Origin of the sequence: Blastomonas sp. RAC04 (genome assembly GCF_001713435.1) — a bacterium.
GTDB lineage: Bacteria > Pseudomonadota > Alphaproteobacteria > Sphingomonadales > Sphingomonadaceae > Blastomonas > Blastomonas fulva.
Genome location: NZ_CP016460.1, coordinates 47972 through 64547 on the forward strand (window position 1 = coordinate 47972; position 16576 = coordinate 64547).

Sequence of the window (16576 nt, forward strand, 5' to 3'; positions counted from 1 at the left end):
GCTCAGGCGGGGACCGACAGGTCCGGATTCGACCCGGAGCCGTCGATCTGCGGGGTGCGCGGGTCGGCAGGCAGGGTGATCGTGATCGTGGTGCCCTTTTGCACCTCGCTGTCGATTTCCAGCCGTCCGCGATGCCGCTCGACGATGTGCTTGACGATCGAGAGGCCAAGCCCGGTCCCGCCGATGGCGCGGCTGCGGCTCGAATCGACGCGGTAGAAGCGTTCGGTCAGGCGCGGCAGATGTTCGGGCGCGATGCCCTCGCCGCAATCGCTGACCGACAGCCGCACCAGCGCGCCGTTGCGCGACGAGCGCAGCCGCATCGTCACCGGGGTGCCGGGCTGGCCGTATTTCATGCTGTTCGACACCAGATTGTGCAGCAGTTGCGACAATTGGGTGCGGTCGCCGCGCAACGGCGGCAGGTCCGGGCCGATATCGACCGCGATATCCGCGCCGCGATCGGGCTGGCTGTGGCGCAGCACGGTCTGCACCTCGCGCATCAATTCGGGCAGGTCCACCGGCGTATCGGGAACGCGGAACTTCTCCGCCTCGATCCGCGACAGCGAGATCAGATCGTCGATCAGCTTCTGCATCCGGTTCGCTTCGCGGAACATGACGTTGAGGAAACGCGCGCGCGTTTCCGGATCGGCGCCGGCCTCGTTGTCCTCCAGCGTCTCGATAAAGCCCTTGATCGATGCGAGCGGCGTGCGCAGCTCGTGGCTGGCATTGGCGACGAAATCGGTGCGCATCCGCTCGACCGCATAAACCCCGGAGCGATCCCACAGATGCAGGATCCGCTCGCCGCCCGGCATGTCGCGCACCAGCATTTCCCAGCGCTGGTCGCGGCTGCCGATGCCGACCAGCTGGATCGGGCCTTCTGCCGCCGCGCTGGTATCGACCAGCAGATCGGCAGCGGCGGGGTGGCGGATCACCAGTCGGACATCCTCGCCCACGCAATATTCGCCCAGCAGCTTGCGCGCGGCGCTGTTGGCGCGGCGCACATTGGTTCCGGTGAGCACCAGCACCGGATCGGCCAGCCCGTCGATGAAGCTGGTGAAATCGCGATGCTGGCTGATCGGCTTGATTTCTGGCTCGCGGATCGGAGCGGCAGCTTGCGGATTGTGCTTGGCCGGGCTCGACAGGTCGGCCATCGCGACGATTGCGACAAGCCCTGCGGCAAAGCAGATCATCGCCTGCTCTATGCCGTTGCTGCCGAACTGGCTGATCGCCACGCCCGCGCCCAGCAAAGCTGTCGCGAACAGAAAGCGGCCGCCATTCAATCCCGATCCCGGAGTGTCTCCCATGGGCCGCCGCTATACCAGCCCGCGCGGATTCGCGCCATCGGTGATGCGGTGGGGCCTTGCGATTTACCTCTGGCGTCCGGCGTGTCCCGTGAAAGGACACCGGATCAAATGCCTTGCCTTGGCCGGTTGATGGTCCTTAAGTTCGTGCAAACATGTGCGCCGACCGTGCCGGGCACCGGGGAATTGCAGATATGAGCGCTGACGACAGCAAAATGGGTGATACCGGCCAAGATGATTCGCGCGGGATCGACATGCGCGCAGCGGCATCGCGGCGCACGCTGCTGATCGGCGCAGTCGCCACCTCTGCCGTGGTCAGCATCCGGCCTGCGCTGGCGCAGACCGCAGGCTCGGTGCTCAACTGCACCATCCCCGTGCCCGAGCGCGGCAAGGGCATGTTCATCGACGCCTCGGGCAAGCTGGTCTCCCCCGATACCCCGGGAGCGTTCCCGCCTTCGCCGCGCGATTTCACCGGCGAGGAAGTGCGCCAGGCGCTGCAGGGGCGCAACCTGCCGGGCGCCTCGCGCGAACAGTCTCAGGCCTATCTCAACTATATCCGCAAGCTGCAGAACGGCCAGAGCGGCTTTACCTGCTACGCCTCGCTGCAGATGCCCCGCCGCTGATTGCGAGGCGCCGCGCGTATATGGCCTTGCCTCGCTTCTCCGCCTTGCCCGCTTCCGCGCTGAAGCGCGCGCCGCTCGGCGGGCTTGAGGCGATCTATCACGTGCCCTCCGGCATCACCCATCTGCTCGCCGAGCCGGTTCCCGATCTGCTCGACGCGCTCGCGCAGCTGCCGCCGGGAGAATCGGTGACCCCCGCACAGGTGCTGGCGCTGGTCGCGGAACGGTTCGATATCGTCGGCGACGAGCCCGGAGAAGCCCCCGAGGCGGTGGTCGCCGAGCGGCTTGCCGAGCTTGGCGCGCTGGGGCTGGTCGTGATCGCGCGCGATGCGTGACACGCTTGCATCAGGGTGATGTAAATCCGCTGCACTTGGCCGCCTAACCCCCTGTTTCCATTTTGTCCGCGTGCCCGCTGCCTGTAAGGCGCGATGCATGCGCCACTCCTGTTCCATCACTGTCGGACCGGCCCGATTCCGCATCGGCAGTGACTGGCGCGCGCCGGTGGATCAGCTGCGCGCATTGTATCAGGATTACCCGCAGGACGAGGGTGTTCCCGATTTCACCGTGCGGTTGCAGGCGACATCCGCCTTGCGCCGGTTCGTCAAGCCGCAGGTGGCGATCGCGGGCGATTTCACGCTGCCCGATGCCGCGCCTTTGCCGCTCGAACAGGGGCTGCTCGCGGCCGAAATGGCGATGAACCTGCAAATGGCTCTGGGCTGGCGGCGGCATCTGCTGCTGCACGCCAGCGCGGTATCGCGCAATGGCCGCGCGGTGGTGATGACCGGCGTCTCGGGCGCGGGCAAATCCACGCTTTCGGCGCTGCTGGGCGAACGCGGCTGGCGGTTTCTGGGCGACGAGTTCGTGCTGCTCGATCCAGATAGCGGGATGATCGTGCCGTTTCCGCGCCCGGTCAGCCTCAAGAACGCTGCGATCGCCGCGATGGAGCGCGAGGTCGATGACGAGACCCGATTCGGTCCGGTGATGCGCGAGACGCCCAAGGGCACAATCCGTCACCTGCGCCCGCGCACCGAGGCGGTCGAGCTGATGGCGCGCGAGACGCGGCCGGCGCTGCTGCTCTTCCCGCGCTTCGGCTTTCCGCGCGCGGTGCGCCGGGTCGACGAGGCGGAGAGCTTCGTCCGGCTCACCCAGGCCTCGACCAACTATGTCGCCCTGGGCGAACGCGGGTTCGATGCGCTGACTGGCTTTGTCCGCGCGATGTCCGCCTGCGCCATCGATTATTCCGATGGCGAGGAGGGCGTCGAGATGGTCGAGCGTCTGTGGTCCGAACAGGGGGGCAAATTGGGGGCAAGGGCGGCCGCGGCATGAGCGATGGCTGGTCGGTCGCGCGCGCGCTCACCGATCCGGGGTCGGTCGCCGGGCTCGATCCGACCGGATGGACGCATCTGCTGTCCGCCGCGCGCGCACTCTCGCTGATCGGAACGCTGGCGGAAGTGCTCGCCGATGCGCCGGTGCCGCCCGATGTCGCCCGCGTGCTTGCCGATGTGCGTCATTCCAATGTCGCCGGCCAGCGTCAGGCGCTGTGGGAAGCCGAGTGCGCAGCGATGGCGCTCGCCGATTATCCCGGCAAGGTCGTGCTGCTCAAGGGTACCGCCTTTGCTGCGGCCGGATACGACGCTGCCCTGGGTCGCTCGATCGGCGATCTCGATATCCTGGTCGAGCGCGCCGGACTCGATCAGGTCGAAGCGCTGCTGCTCAAGGCGGGGTGGGAGTGGGTCAAGCCCGATCCCTATGACGATGCTTATTACCGCCAGTGGATGCACGAGCTGCCGCCGCTGATCCATGCGACACGGGACCGGATGATCGACGTCCACCACACGATCCTGCCGCTGACCGCAGGGCCACGGCCCGATGCCGCCGCGCTGATCGCCAGCGCGCGATTGCTTCCCTCGGGGCTGTATGTGCTCTCGCCCGCCGACATCATCTGCCACGCCGCCGCGCACCTGATCGCGGACGGGGACATGTCCGGCGGGATGCGCAACCTGTGGGATATCGACCGGCTGGTGCGGCAGTTCGTTGTCGAAGAGCGAGGGTTCTCCGAAATGCTGGCAGAGCGGGCCAGACTGCACGGACTAAGCGACGCGGTGGGGCGGGCCCTGCGGCTGTCGGCGCAGCTGTACGGCACGCCCATCATGTTCCTGCGACCCGACCGGGCTCGCAATACCGCGCATGCGAGCGACATGCTCTTCCTGCGCCGCATCACCGCGGTCGACGGATGGGGCCGCAAGACCCGCAAGCTTACCCGCCAGGGTTTCTATATCCGCTCGCACCTTTTGCGCATGCCGCCTGCGATGCTGGCGCGCCACCTGTGGACCAAATGGCGCAAGGGGCATCGCGGTTAGGTCAGCCGTTTGCCGCGATCTGCTGCAGCGTCGGAATGAACTCGTTGTAATGATCGATAATCGCATCGGCCCCCAATGTGTCGACCGGCTGGTGCAGGAACCCGAAGCTCACCGCAACACACGGGATGCCCGCATTGTGCGCGGCCATCACGTCATAGATGCTGTCGCCGATGAACGCGGCGGGCGTCGATCCCGGCTCGCCGCCGCTGCGGCGGATCATCTCGTCGATCGGCGCGCGATCGGGCTTGGACTTGCCCTTGCCCATGGTGTCGCCGCCGATGACGCAGGCGAAGCGGTCGATCAGGCCGACCTCGGTCAGCAATTTGACCGCGAACCTTTCGTACTTGTTGGTGACGACGGTCATCTTCACCCCCATCGCGTCAAACCGCGCCATCGCATCGAGCAGCCCGGGATAGGGCGGGGAGCCGCTGCCGAGATTGTCGCCATAATGATCGAGCAGGATCGGCAGATAGTCGCGCAGCGCCTGCGGATCGCTGTTGCCCGCGCGCTCGAGCCCCACCTGCAGCATGTGCTTGGCACCCAGGCCAACCATCGGCTTGACCTCTTCCAGGCTCAAAGTGGGCAGCCCCGCCAGCGCCAGCGTGTGGTTGACCGATACGGTCAGTTCGGGGCTGGTATCGAGCAATGTGCCATCGAGGTCGAAGCCAATGATTTGGTAGGGAAAGTCTGTCATGAGAGGCTGCATCGCCCGAAAAAGGTGGAAGATGCAAGCGGTTCGTGGCAAGGGTTTGTGCGATCTGCTTTGGGAAACGCGGAGAACTTAGAGTATGGGTGAGCAGGCGCTGGCTGCAATCATTTTGGCGGCGGGCCAGGGCACACGGATGAAGTCCGATCTGCACAAGGTGCTACACCCTGTTGCCGGGCTGCCGATGCTGCATCACCTGCTGGAAAGCCTGAGCGCGGCGGGGGCCGCGCGCCAGGTCGTCGTTGTGGGAGCACGACGCGAGCAGGTGGAGGCATCGGTCGCGCCGCGCGGCGTCGCCATCGCCCACCAGGCCGAGCAACTGGGCACCGCGCATGCCGCGTTGCAGGCGCGGGAGGCGCTGGCCGATTTCGATGGCATCGCAATCGTGTGCTTCGGCGATACGCCGTTCCTGCAACCCGACACCATTCGCCGCCTGACCGATCGGCTTTCCGCAGCGGACGGCCCACGCGTTGCGGTGCTGGGCTTCACGCCCGATGACGCCAAGGCCTATGGCCGGATCATCGCCGATGCTTCGGGCAATATCGCCAAGATGGTCGAGTTCAAGGACGCGAGCGATCACGAGCGCGGCGTCAAGCTGTGCAATTCCGGCGTCACCGCGGTGCGCACCGCCGACCTCTGGTCGCTGCTCGACCGCGTCGGTAATAACAATGCGGCAGGCGAGTATTATCTCCCGGATATCGTGATGCTGGTGATCCAGGACGGCGACCGCGCGGTGGTGGTCGAGACCGACCCCGACGAGCTGATCGGGATCAACAGCCGCGCCGAGCTCGCCGAAGCAGAGGCCATCTGGCAGGCGCGCCGCCGCGCGCGGGCGATGGCCGATGGCGCGAGCCTGGTTGCGCCTGAGACCGTGTGGTTCGCGCACGATACGATCGTGGGCCGCGATGTCGTCATCGAACCCAATGTGATGTTCGGCCCCGGGGTCACGATTGCCGACAACGTCGTGATCCACGCCTTCAGTCATATCGAGGGCGCGACGATCGCCAGCGGCTGTTCGGTCGGCCCGTTCGCGCGGCTGCGCCCCGGTGCACAGATGCAGGAGGGGGCGAAGGTCGGCAATTTCGTCGAGATGAAGAAGGCGGTGCTGGGTCCCGGCGCAAAGGCCAGCCACCTGACGTATTTGGGCGATGCGACTGTCGGCGCAAACGCTAATATCGGCGCAGGCACGATCACCTGCAACTACGACGGCTATTTCAAATACCAGACCGTGATCGGCGAGAACGCGTTCATCGGATCGAACAGTTCGCTGATCGCCCCGGTCAAGATCGGGCGTGATGCCATCGTCGCAGCGGGCAGTGCGGTCAGCCGCGACGTCGCCGATGGCGAACTGCGTCTTGTCCGCGCGGAGCAGCTGGTCAAGCCCGGCTGGGCCGACCGCTTTCACGACGCGATGCGCCGGAAGAAGCGCGAGGGTAAGTGAGGCGGCATCCGGCTTGACATGATATCATGATATGATATCAGTATATCACCATGCCCCGCATCCTCGCCGATCTTCCTGAAGATGACATCAAGTGGCTCGATCAGCTTGCTGCCGAGCAGGGCAAGTCTCGCGCCGCAGTTTTGCGCGAAGCGGTCGCTGCTTATCGTCCCCAAGCACCTCTTGACTGGATAGATCAGGGTTTCGGTGCGTGGAAAGATCGCGAGGACATCGGCGATGCAGTCGAATGGCAACGACGCGAGCGTGCTTCATCAACGCGCCCTTGGGATTTTGATTACCCTGAAGTTCGGGCTGAGTTTCCTGATCTTTTCGATGCGGAGGATGATCGAGAGCATGAGTTGCACAAGGCTTGGTTGGCTGAGAATGGACGAGAGTTAGGCGACGGATCTCTTTTGTCTGACAAGCCTTCGTTCGCCCCAGAAAGTAAGGCTCCAAATAAAAAAGCAAAGCGCGCAAACCCTTGAGCAGCTTCACCTTTGATAGCAACATTTTGATCGATACCCTTCGGGGCATCCCACAAGCTCGAACCGAACTTCGGCGAGCGGCTGAATTTGGCAAGATATGGGTAAGCCGAGCAGTTTGGATTGAGGTCCTTTCCAAGGGGCAAGGCACTGGCTTGAAGCGGGCAGAAGTGCTTTTGTCCGGATTCGGTATCGATGAGATCGATGGAGAAATAGCCGCGCGGGCTGCCTCCATGCGTCGCGAAAGGCAACGCTTGAAAGCCATGGACGCCATCATCCTGGCCACCGCGCAAATTCGCGGCCGGGTGCTTGTGACACGAAATACCAAGGATTTTCCGGCAGAGATGCCGGGTATCCGAGTCCCCTACCAGCTTTGAAAGGCACCTTCCTCAATGTGCGGTATCGTTGGAATCCTCGCCCGGCGCGATGTCGTGGGCGATCTGGTCGATGGTTTGAAGCGGATGGAATACCGCGGATATGACTCCGCGGGAGTCTGCACGGTGCACGACGGCCATCTGGTGCGTCGGCGCGCGCAGGGCAAGTTGCGCAATCTGGTCGATGTGCTGGCGAAGGATCCTGCGCCCGGCCATGTCGGCATCGCGCACACCCGCTGGGCTACGCACGGCGCGCCGACCACATCGAACGCGCATCCACATGCTACGGACGAAGTGGCGCTGGTGCACAACGGCATCATCGAGAATTTCAAGCAGCTGCGCGATGCGCTGATAGCGCGTGGTCGCCGTTTCGAGAGCGAGACCGATTCCGAGGTCGTCGCGCATCTGCTGAGCGAGCGGATCGAGGCCGGCGACAGCCCGCAGGACGCGGTCAAGGCCGTACTGCCGCAGCTGCGCGGCGCCTTCGCGCTCGCCATCGCGTTCCGCCAGTATCCGGATATGCTGATCGGCGCGCGGCTGGGTTCGCCTCTGGTGCTGGGCTATGGCGAGGGCGAGACCTATCTGGGTTCCGACGCGCTGGCGCTCGCTCCATTGACGCAGCGCATCGCCTATCTCGAAGAGGGCGACTGGGTGGTGCTGACCCGCGACGGCGCGCAGGTCTTTGACGCCGACAATGCTCCGGTCGAGCGCGAGGTCACGCTGTCGGGCGTCACCGGCGCGTTGATCGACAAAGGCAACCACCGCCATTTCATGCAGAAGGAAATCTTCGAGCAGCCGGTGGTCGTGGCGCAGACGCTGCAAAGCTATATCCGCTCGGTCGAACAGCAGGTGGCGCTGCCGCAGATGGACTTCGAGCTGTCCGACATCGACCGGGTCACGATCATCGCCTGCGGCACTGCGTCCTATGTCGGCATGATCGGCAAATACTGGATCGAGCAATTGGCGCGCGTCCCCGTCGAGGTCGATGTCGCGTCGGAATACCGGTATCGCGATCCGGTGCTGTCGCCCGGAATGCTGGGCGTGGTCGTCTCGCAATCGGGCGAGACCGCCGATACGCTGGCGGCCCTGCGCCACATGAAGGCGGGCGGGGTGACCACCGCGGGCATCATCAACGTTCCCACCAGCTCAATGGCGCGCGAGGTCGATCTGTTGCTGCCGACGCACGCGGGCCCCGAGATCGGGGTGGCCTCGACCAAGGCGTTCACCTGCCAGCTGGCGGTGATGGCGGCGCTTGCGGTCAATCTTGCGCGCGCCAAGGGGCGCCTCAGCCAGGCTGAAGAGGCCGAGATCGTGCGCCATCTGATCGAGGCGCCCGCTGCGATCAACGCGGCGCTGGCACATGATGCCGAGATCGAGGCAATGGCGCACACCATCGCACAGGCGCGCGACGTGCTGTATCTGGGGCGTGGGCCGGACTATGCGCTGGCGCTGGAAGGCGCGCTGAAGCTCAAGGAAATCAGTTACATCCACGCCGAAGGCTATGCCGCAGGCGAGATGAAGCACGGCCCCATCGCGCTGATCGACGAGGCGGTGCCGATCATCGTCATCGCGCCCTCGGGCCCGCTGTTCGAAAAGACGGTGAGCAACATGCAGGAGGTGCGCGCGCGCGGCGGCAAGGTGGTGCTGATCTCGGATGCCGAAGGCCTCGCCGAAGCAGGCGAGGGGTGTCTTGCCACGATCGAGATGCCCAAGGTCCACCCGCTGATCGCGCCGCTCGTCTATGCCGTGCCGGTCCAGCTGCTCGCCTATCACGTCGCGGTCGCCAAGGGCACCGATGTCGATCAGCCGCGCAACCTGGCAAAATCGGTGACGGTGGAGTGACCGCAGGTGTCGCGTGCGATGCGCGCTGACAAGCAGGTCACGGTCACCGGCGGCTGTCACTGCGGGGCGGTGCGATTCGAGGCGGACGTCGCGCCGCAGGTGCGGCTGCTGGCGTGCAATTGCTCGATGTGCGCCAAGACCGGGTTCCTGCATCTGATCGTGCCCCACCCCGATTTCCGGCTGCTGCAGGGGCAGGGGGAGCTTTCCAGCTATCGCTTCGGTACCGGTGCTGCCGAGCATCTATTCTGTCGCACCTGCGGGGTCCGCAGCTTTTATCAGCCGCGATCGCACCCCCAGGCCTGGTCGGTCGATTTCCGCTGCCTGGACAACGACCATGGCCTGTCCGCCGACGTGGAAGCGTTTGATGGCCGGAACTGGGAAGTAGCCAGAGCGAGCCTCACCGACGACGAATGACATGCAAAAAACACAAGTGCATGGAAAACAATTGCACTTGTATGACAGAAGTTATGACCTATTTCCCGCTTCAGAGAGCAGGATGTCTGCACGGCAAATTCCAACCGTTCATCAGGAGTTCGTCATGCGTATCGCATTCAACCTGGCCGCTGCCTTCGTCAGCAGCGCCGTCATCATGCTGGCCGTCATCTGAACCACGTCCGTCGATCAATCGACGGAGCGGCCGGTTTTCCCTTTGCCTGCAGCGCGCGACATCACGCGGCTGCAGGCGAAGTGGACATCTCTCTCTCCCATCACGCCATCGCGCGTACCGATGCATTTACAAATCTGCCGGTTACGCTTCGCTAACTTTGTTTGGCTAGAACCGATGCGTGAGCACCACCAAACATAACCCGTCCACGGCACGCAATTTGCCCGTGATGGCCATTCTTGGCCTGCGCGATCCTGCCGAGGGGGATTGGGACCACTTCCGTGCGATCCAGTATACCGGGCTTGCTCGCTATGCGATTCTGCGCGTGGTGACCAATCTGGTTCTGGGTTTGATGGTGTGCCAGCTTTTCGCCGGTTTCGTGCCGCTCTGGCAGCTTGCCGGGTGGATGGCGATGCTGGGCGGGGCGCTGTATTTTCCCGCCATCGTCTATCGCCAGAGCGGCATGGTCAATCACGATCATGTCGCCCGCCGTTTCGTGCTGCAACTGGTTGCGGCCACCAGCCTCATCGCCTTTGTCTGGGCCATCCCGATATTGCTGTTCGCGCCGCAGGCCGGACCGATGGAGCTCGCCACGGTGTGGACCATACTGGCTGCATTGGTGGTCGGCGGCACCTTGCTGCTTAACGCGTTGCCGCTGGGCGCGGTGCTGTTCAACCTGGTGCTGATGGTGGCATCGATCATCGCCTTCGCGCGCGTCGGCGACATCGTGACCATCGGTGCGATCGTGTGCTTCTCCATCATGCTGGCGCTGTCCGGGTTCGAGAATGCCCGCGCCTTTCTGATGTTCAAGCTGTCCGAAGTCGGCCTGGCCGAAAAGGACGAGGTCGTCAGCCTGTTGCTGCGCGAGTTCGAGGAAGGCGATGCCGACTGGCTGTGGCAGATCGACGCCTCGCGCCGGATCGTCGCGGCCAGCCCGCGCTTTGCCTTTGCCGCCGGGCGCGAGGCCAAGGATATCGAGGGCATGCCGCTGACCCAGCTGATCGCGGGCAAGGCATGGGAAAGCGGCAATCTGCCGCCCAGCCTGCATGTGCTGTCGGACAAGCTGACCAAGCGCGAGAGCTTCTCCAATCTGGTGGTCAAGGTGCAGGGGGAGGACAAGACGTTCTGGTGGGAGCTGTCGGCTTCGCCGCGTTATGACGACAATGGCGCGTTCATCGGATTTCGCGGGGTCGGCTCCGATGTCACCGAAAGCCGCGAAAGCGCCGAGAAGATCGCCCGGCTGGCGCGCTATGACACGCTGACGGGCCTGCCCAACCGCCTGCAACTGACCGAAGCGCTCGACCGCGCGCTGAACGAGTGCGAGCAATGGAAGACGCGCTGCGGGTTCCTGATGATCGATCTCGACCGGTTCAAGTCGGTCAACGACACGCTCGGCCATCTCGTCGGCGACCGCTTGCTGGCGCAGGTGTCGCTGCGGCTGCGCTCGCTGATGGGCAAGGACGAGATGTGCGGCCGTCTGGGCGGCGACGAATTCGCCGTAGTGATGCGCGATACCGGCGATGGCCAGCGGATCGGCGACCTCGCCCATCGCATCATCGACGTGCTGTCGCGGCCCTATGAGGTGGACGAACACACGCTGTTCATCGGCGCCAGCATCGGATCTGCGCACGGGGTCCGCGACGGGCGCACCGTCGAGACGCTGATGCGCAGCGCCGATCTCGCGCTCTACCGGTCCAAGGACGAGGGCGGCGGCCGCCACAATGTCTACGAGCCCAAGCTGCACAGCCATGCCGAAGAGCGCCGCGTGATGGAAATGGCGCTGCGCAAGGCGCTCGAGAAGGACGAATTCACGCTGGCCTATCAGCCGGTGGTCGATGCCGCGAGCGAATCTTTGGTCGGCTTCGAAGCCTTGCTGCGCTGGCACAACCCGGAATTCGGCCAGGTGTCGCCTGCGCGCTTCATCCCGCTGGCAGAAGACGCGCGGCTGGTGGTGCCGATCGGCAACTGGGTGCTGCACCGCGCCTGCCGCGAGGCGGTGTCCTGGCCGGCCGATGTGCGCGTTGCGGTCAATGTTTCCGCCGAGCAGCTTTACGAGCCTGACTTTGTCGAAACCGTGGTCGAGGCGCTGTCCGAAACGGGGCTCGCCCCGCAGCGGCTCGAACTCGAGGTTACCGAGAGCGTGTTCCTGCGCGAGGGGTCACGCGCGGGCGAGACGCTCGACCGCATCCTGGCGCTGGGCGTCGGGCTGTCGCTCGACGATTTCGGCACGGGCTATTCGGCGCTTGGCTATCTCAGCAAGACCCGGTTCACCACGATCAAGGTCGATCGCAGCTTCGTCCAGGGCGCAGCGCGCGGGATGCAGGAAAGCATCGCGATCATTCGCGCGGTCGTCGCCATGGCCGACAGCCTGGGCATGGCCACCACCGCCGAGGGGGCGGAGACCGAAAACGAGGTCCGTGTCATCCGCGAACTGGGGTGCAAGAAAATCCAGGGCTATTATTACGGCCGCCCGATGGGCGCCGAGGACGTGGCCGAGATGTTTTCCGATCACCGCGCCGCTTTGTTCGGCTGACGCGGACGCTGAAGGTCAGGCGCGCTCGAGCACCGATTGCGCCAGCGCCTCGAACAGCCTTGCGCCATCGGTCCCGCCCTGCAGCGGCTCGACCATGCGTTCGGGGTGCGGCATCATGCCCAGCACGTTGCCCTTGGCGTTGAGCACGCCTGCAATGTCGCGCGATGATCCGTTGACCGGCTCGGCATAGCGGAACGCCACCTGGCCTTCGCCCTCAATCCTGTCGAGCGTGGCATCATCGGCGAAGTAGTTGCCATCATGATGAGCCACCGGAATCCGGATCGTCTCGCCCGCCTGGTACAGGCTGGTGAAGCGGCTGCTTGCATTCTCGACCGTCAGTCCGACCGTACGGCAGACAAAGCGGATGCCGGCATTGCGCATCAGCGCGCCGGGCAGCAGGCCGGCTTCGGTAAGGATCTGGAAGCCGTTGCAGATGCCCAGCACCGCAACGCCGCGCTCTGCGGCCTCGATCACAGCGCCGACCACCGGCGAACGCGCGGCCATCGCGCCCGAGCGCAAATAATCGCCATAGGAAAACCCGCCGGGGACCCCGATCAGGTCAAGGCCTTCAGGCAGCGTCTGTTCGCCATGCCACAGCCGGATCGGCGCGTGGCCGGTGACTCGCTCGATCGCCACGGCCAGGTCGCGGTCGCAGTTCGATCCCGGGAAGGTGATGACCGCCGATTTCATCAGACCAGCTCGACGCGGTAGTTTTCGATCACCATGTTGGCGAGCAGCTTCCGGCACATCGCGTCGATATCGGCATCGCTGGTGCCATCGGCGAGGGTAAGTTCGATCAGCCGGCCGGCGCGGACGTCTTCCACGCCGCCAAAGCCCAGACCTTCCAGCGCATGGTGGATGGCGCGGCCCTGCGGATCGAGCACGCCGTCTTTCAGGGTCACATGGATGCGGGCCTTCATCGGCGTCCTCCTGGCAGAATGAATGGCCTGCCCTATACCGTGCGCCAGCAAAGGGGCAAGGGGGCTCGGCGCAATATCGCGTGTTCACCGCTGCCGGGCGCGCGTTAACCTTCGTTAACAAGCCTGCGGAAAGGAGTGCGGCATAGCCTTTGCCTCGAAATGGGGGAAATATGGCTGGATTGGCACTCGCAATGTTCGTCGGACTGTTCGGCTTCGGTCATGAACTCGTCGGCTGGAACGATCCCAATGGCCACGTGCAGCTCGCGCTGTTCATGGCGTTCATCTTCGGGATCATCAGCGGCTATCGCACCCGAGGGTAATACCAGCAGCTCTCAGCGGGGCGCCGCGTTGGTGGTGACCGGCCCGGTGCGCGACGCGAGCTGGCCCTTGTCGCCGGCTTCGTCGTAAAGCGACTGCACCAGCAGCGCGCGTTCTGGCGGAAGATAGGTTCGCGCCAGATCGAGTAGGTCTTCCGCGCTCACCTTGCCGAAAGCGGTGCCGCCGCTGCGGAAGCGCTCCAGCTTGGCCGGCTTGCTTTGCGCGGCATCGACGATCCCCAGCCATGCGGTGTTGGTCTTCACGCTGTTGGCGATGTTCTCCAGGATCGGCGTGCGCGCGCGGGCCAGTTCGTCAGCCGCGATCGGCGAGGGCGGGATTGCAGCGCCCGCCATCGGGGCAGGCGCAGAGAGCTCCGCAGCGATCTGCCGGATGGCCTGGGCGACGCGCTCGACATCGCCCGTCGCCACATTGGTGCTGATCTGGATATAGCCATAGCCCGGATAGATCGAGGAGGTGAACGAGCGGGCGACCGGCGAATAGCTCGCGCCCAGCTTCTCGCGCAGCTCGTCGGTGACCTTGATCTGCAGCAGTTCGGCCAGCAGCCGCAGCCGGACGTCCTCGCGATAGTCGTGGTCGTCGGTGGTCGGCCAGTAGAATTCGACGATCGCCTGATCGGCCTCGCCCTTGTGGTGCAGCACCCGCGGGGCGCGATTGTCGGTGAAGCGCCGGGCGCGCGCCTCGTCATAGTCGCGGAACTCGGCCTCGCGCTCGGGCAGCGCGCCGAATGTTGCCGCGACCGCTGCGATCGCCTCGTCCTCGTCGAAATCGCCGACCAGTCCGATCTCGATCGCGCCCTGCTGCAGCCGGTCGCTGATCGCAGACTTCAGGTCGTCGAAGGTGAGCTTCTCGAAAACCTCGCGCTCGGCGAGCGAGAAGCGCGGGTCGTTGTCCGACAGGATCGCGCCAATCTGACTGCCGATCGCGCCTTCCGGCGTGGCGTTGAGCCGCGCATAGAAATTGGGCAGATAGCTGCGATACTGGTTGATCGCCTCGCTGCGATAGCCGGGATGCTGGGTGAACGCGGTAAGCACCTGCATCTGCAGCGCCAGGTCATCGGGGGTGGTGGCCAGATAGCCGCCCAGATAATCCTCGCCCGATCCGAAGTTGAGCGAGACCGCGCGGCCTGCGAAGATGGTGTAAAGGTCATCCAGGCTGTGCGCCTCCAACCCGCCGCGCACGAAAATGTTCATCAGGCTCGTGGCTTCGGGCTTGTCGCGCGATGCCAGCAGATCGCCGCCATCGATGCGCAGCGAGACCAGCACCCGGTTCTTGTCGAAATCGGTCTTCTTGAGGTTGAGCCGGACGTTGTTGGCAAAGCGGATGGTGCGGATGCCCAGGTCCTCGATGGTCGCATCCGCCACCACCGCGCCGGGCGCTCCGAAGTCCTGATAGGCGAAGGCCTGCGCATCGCGCGCCTTGGGCTTGGTCACCCTGGTCTTGCGCGCATCGGCAAAGGCGGTGCGGATCGCCTGTGCGCCGCCTTCGGGATCGACCTTGGTGGACAGATGGATCAGCGGCTTGTCCAGCGTGCCGAAGTCCTCGCGCACCGCCTTGAGCAGCATCTTGAGCGTCAGGCTGTCGCGCAGCGCGACGAACCGTTCAAGCTGGCTTTCGGGCGTGGTGACGATCATGCCATCCTTGGCCATCGCCAAAATCTGGTCGGCAAGCTGGTCGTTGGGGCGGGTCTGGTTTCCGCGCACCGCATTCTCATAGCCGGTGGTGAAGTTGGCGAGCTGCTCGGCAAGCTCCGCGTCGGTAAAGCCGTAGCGCAGCGCCGCGCGGACCTCGCGCTCGGCAGCGGCAAGGCCGCGCTGCCATTCGCCATCGCGGACGGCGACGTTGAGCACCGACTGGTTGGCGATCTTGTAGACATCCGACCGGCCGATCGAGGCGCCGACATAGGGCGCATTTTCCTGCCGCGCGATCCGGCCCAGGCGGCGCCCGATGATGTTGTAGCCTATCGCGCGGGTCAGCTTGGCGCGGCGCGCGGCGCGGCTGTCGGCTTCCTCGACATAGGGCGAGAAGCGCACCACCGTTGCGACCTCGTCGATCGCGGGATGGGCAAAGATGTTGGCCTGGTCGATGCGGGTGACGTCGATCCGTCCCAGCGGGACGTCGGGCGCCTCGCCATGCCGGGCCTGCCAGTTGCCGAAAGCGGCAATGATCTTGGCCTCCATGGCATCGACATCGAGATCGCCCACGACGACGAGCGTGGTGCGGCCGGGAGTGTAATAGCGCTCGTAGAAGCTGCGGAACCGTTCGGCCGACGCGGTCTCGATGACGGTCTTGTCGCCGATCGGCGAGCGGGTCGCGAGCCGGGTTTCTGGCACCGAAAATTCGAACAGCGATTCGCGGTTGCGCTGCGCGTAGTTGGCGCGGGTGCGCAGCTCGGACAGGATCACGCCGCGTTCGCGCTCGATCGCCTCGGGCGCAAAGCTGATCTCGCTCGCGGTCTCGCGCAGCAGGTAGAGCGCGGTGTCGACCGTCTCAGCGTTCACATTGGGCAGGTCGAGCAGATAGCCGGTCTGATCATAGCTGGTGAACGCATTGGTATCCGCCCCGAACGCCAGCCCCAGCCGCTCGAGGATCTTGATCATCTCGCCTTCGGGCACGTTGGTGGTGCCGTTGAACGCCATATGCTCGATGAAATGGGCAAGGCCGCGCTCATCCTCCGCCTCGGCGGTGGAGCCGACATCGATCATCAGCCGCATCACCGCGGTGGTCGCGGGGGTGGAATTGTGGCGGATGGCATAGCGCATGCCGTTGGGCAGCACGCCGAAGCGGATCGCGGGATCGGCAGTCAGGTCGCTGCCGGCATAGTGCCATGCCGCAGCAATCGCGGCCTCGTCGCGCACCGCCGGGGCAGATGCCGCCTCAACCGACGCCGATGTGTCAGGACTGGCGAGCGAGGGCGCCGGACAAAGCGAAAAGGCGGCAATGGCCAAGGAGGCCAACACCATGCGTCCGGTCACATATGACAGCCTCTCGCCTCGATCCATCTCCGCCCGCTTATTGCTTGCTTGGGCGGAAAATGTTGCATGGGCGCAGGGCCCACGCAAG

At 64.9% G+C, this 16576-nt stretch carries 17 protein-coding genes; 12 read left to right on the plus strand and 5 right to left on the minus strand.

Features of this window, described 5'->3' with window-relative positions:
• Positions 1-2: 2 nt before the first annotated feature.
• Positions 3-1301, minus strand: a complete 1299-nt coding sequence (locus tag BSY18_RS01170) for an ATP-binding protein (RefSeq protein WP_054133463.1) — start codon at positions 1299-1301, stop codon at positions 3-5.
• Between the two features lie 212 nt (positions 1302-1513).
• Here BSY18_RS01170 and BSY18_RS01175 point away from each other — a divergent pair, with 212 nt between their 5' ends.
• From BSY18_RS01175 to BSY18_RS01190, 4 genes are all read left to right on the plus strand, one after another.
• Positions 1514-1921, plus strand: coding sequence for a hypothetical protein (locus BSY18_RS01175; RefSeq protein WP_054133676.1), 408 nt, complete (start codon positions 1514-1516; stop codon positions 1919-1921).
• A 20-nt stretch (positions 1922-1941) separates the two neighbouring features.
• A complete protein-coding gene (locus BSY18_RS01180) occupies positions 1942-2253 on the plus strand; it encodes an HPr-rel-A system PqqD family peptide chaperone (protein WP_083231256.1) in 312 nt (103 codons plus the stop codon).
• Between the two features lie 97 nt (positions 2254-2350).
• Entirely contained in the window at positions 2351-3244 is an 894-nt protein-coding gene (locus BSY18_RS01185) for an HprK-related kinase A (RefSeq protein WP_054133461.1), read from the plus strand.
• Positions 3241-4278: a nucleotidyltransferase domain-containing protein gene (locus BSY18_RS01190; protein WP_069049385.1), complete on the plus strand. Its 1038-nt coding sequence runs from the start codon at positions 3241-3243 to the stop codon at positions 4276-4278. The genes BSY18_RS01185 and BSY18_RS01190 overlap by 4 nt, the downstream gene beginning before the upstream one ends.
• A 1-nt stretch (position 4279) precedes the next feature.
• Here BSY18_RS01190 and BSY18_RS01195 read toward each other — a convergent pair whose 3' ends face one another.
• Positions 4280-4972 carry an HAD hydrolase-like protein gene (locus BSY18_RS01195; RefSeq protein ID WP_069049386.1) on the minus strand — a complete coding sequence of 231 codons (693 nt, stop codon included), beginning with the start codon at positions 4970-4972 and terminating at the stop codon, positions 4280-4282.
• A gap of 94 nt (positions 4973-5066) precedes the next feature.
• On the opposite strand from BSY18_RS01195, the gene glmU reads away from it, so the two are divergent.
• The 7 genes from glmU (at position 5067) to BSY18_RS01220 (ending at position 12257) form a co-directional block, all read left to right on the plus strand.
• Complete coding sequence (gene glmU / locus BSY18_RS01200; protein ID WP_069049387.1) at positions 5067-6425, plus strand: bifunctional UDP-N-acetylglucosamine diphosphorylase/glucosamine-1-phosphate N-acetyltransferase GlmU; 1359 nt, start codon at positions 5067-5069, stop codon at positions 6423-6425.
• A gap of 50 nt (positions 6426-6475) precedes the next feature.
• Positions 6476-6907: a ribbon-helix-helix domain-containing protein gene (locus tag BSY18_RS20530; protein WP_082382075.1), complete on the plus strand. Its 432-nt coding sequence runs from the start codon at positions 6476-6478 to the stop codon at positions 6905-6907.
• Positions 6904-7281, plus strand: coding sequence for a type II toxin-antitoxin system VapC family toxin (locus BSY18_RS01205; protein ID WP_054133456.1), 378 nt, complete (start codon positions 6904-6906; stop codon positions 7279-7281). Before BSY18_RS20530 ends, BSY18_RS01205 begins: the two co-directional genes overlap by 4 nt.
• Positions 7282-7296: 15 nt before the next feature.
• Positions 7297-9120, plus strand: a complete 1824-nt coding sequence (glmS, locus tag BSY18_RS01210; protein WP_069049388.1) for a glutamine--fructose-6-phosphate transaminase (isomerizing) — start codon at positions 7297-7299, stop codon at positions 9118-9120.
• Positions 9121-9138: 18 nt separating this feature from the next.
• Positions 9139-9534: a GFA family protein gene (locus BSY18_RS01215; RefSeq protein WP_069049389.1), complete on the plus strand. Its 396-nt coding sequence runs from the start codon at positions 9139-9141 to the stop codon at positions 9532-9534.
• Between the two features lies 1 nt (position 9535).
• On the plus strand, positions 9536-9727 hold the full coding sequence (locus tag BSY18_RS20870) for a hypothetical protein (RefSeq protein WP_150126177.1): 192 nt from the start codon (positions 9536-9538) through the stop codon (positions 9725-9727).
• Between the two features lie 226 nt (positions 9728-9953).
• Positions 9954-12257: a putative bifunctional diguanylate cyclase/phosphodiesterase gene (locus BSY18_RS01220; RefSeq protein ID WP_054133453.1), complete on the plus strand. Its 2304-nt coding sequence runs from the start codon at positions 9954-9956 to the stop codon at positions 12255-12257.
• A gap of 15 nt (positions 12258-12272) precedes the next feature.
• Here the strand turns inward: BSY18_RS01220 and purQ are convergent, their stop codons facing one another.
• Positions 12273-12947: a phosphoribosylformylglycinamidine synthase subunit PurQ gene (gene purQ / locus BSY18_RS01225; RefSeq protein ID WP_054133452.1), complete on the minus strand. Its 675-nt coding sequence runs from the start codon at positions 12945-12947 to the stop codon at positions 12273-12275.
• A complete protein-coding gene (gene purS, locus BSY18_RS01230) occupies positions 12947-13177 on the minus strand; it encodes a phosphoribosylformylglycinamidine synthase subunit PurS (protein ID WP_054133451.1) in 231 nt (76 codons plus the stop codon). The genes purQ and purS overlap by 1 nt, the downstream gene beginning before the upstream one ends.
• A gap of 170 nt (positions 13178-13347) precedes the next feature.
• Between purS and BSY18_RS21200 the strand changes: the two genes are divergently transcribed.
• Positions 13348-13497 carry a hypothetical protein gene (locus BSY18_RS21200; RefSeq protein WP_162892532.1) on the plus strand — a complete coding sequence of 50 codons (150 nt, stop codon included), beginning with the start codon at positions 13348-13350 and terminating at the stop codon, positions 13495-13497.
• A gap of 12 nt (positions 13498-13509) precedes the next feature.
• Here the strand turns inward: BSY18_RS21200 and BSY18_RS01235 are convergent, their stop codons facing one another.
• Positions 13510-16488 carry a M16 family metallopeptidase gene (locus tag BSY18_RS01235; RefSeq protein ID WP_171900154.1) on the minus strand — a complete coding sequence of 993 codons (2979 nt, stop codon included), beginning with the start codon at positions 16486-16488 and terminating at the stop codon, positions 13510-13512.
• Positions 16489-16576: the final 88 nt, after the last annotated feature.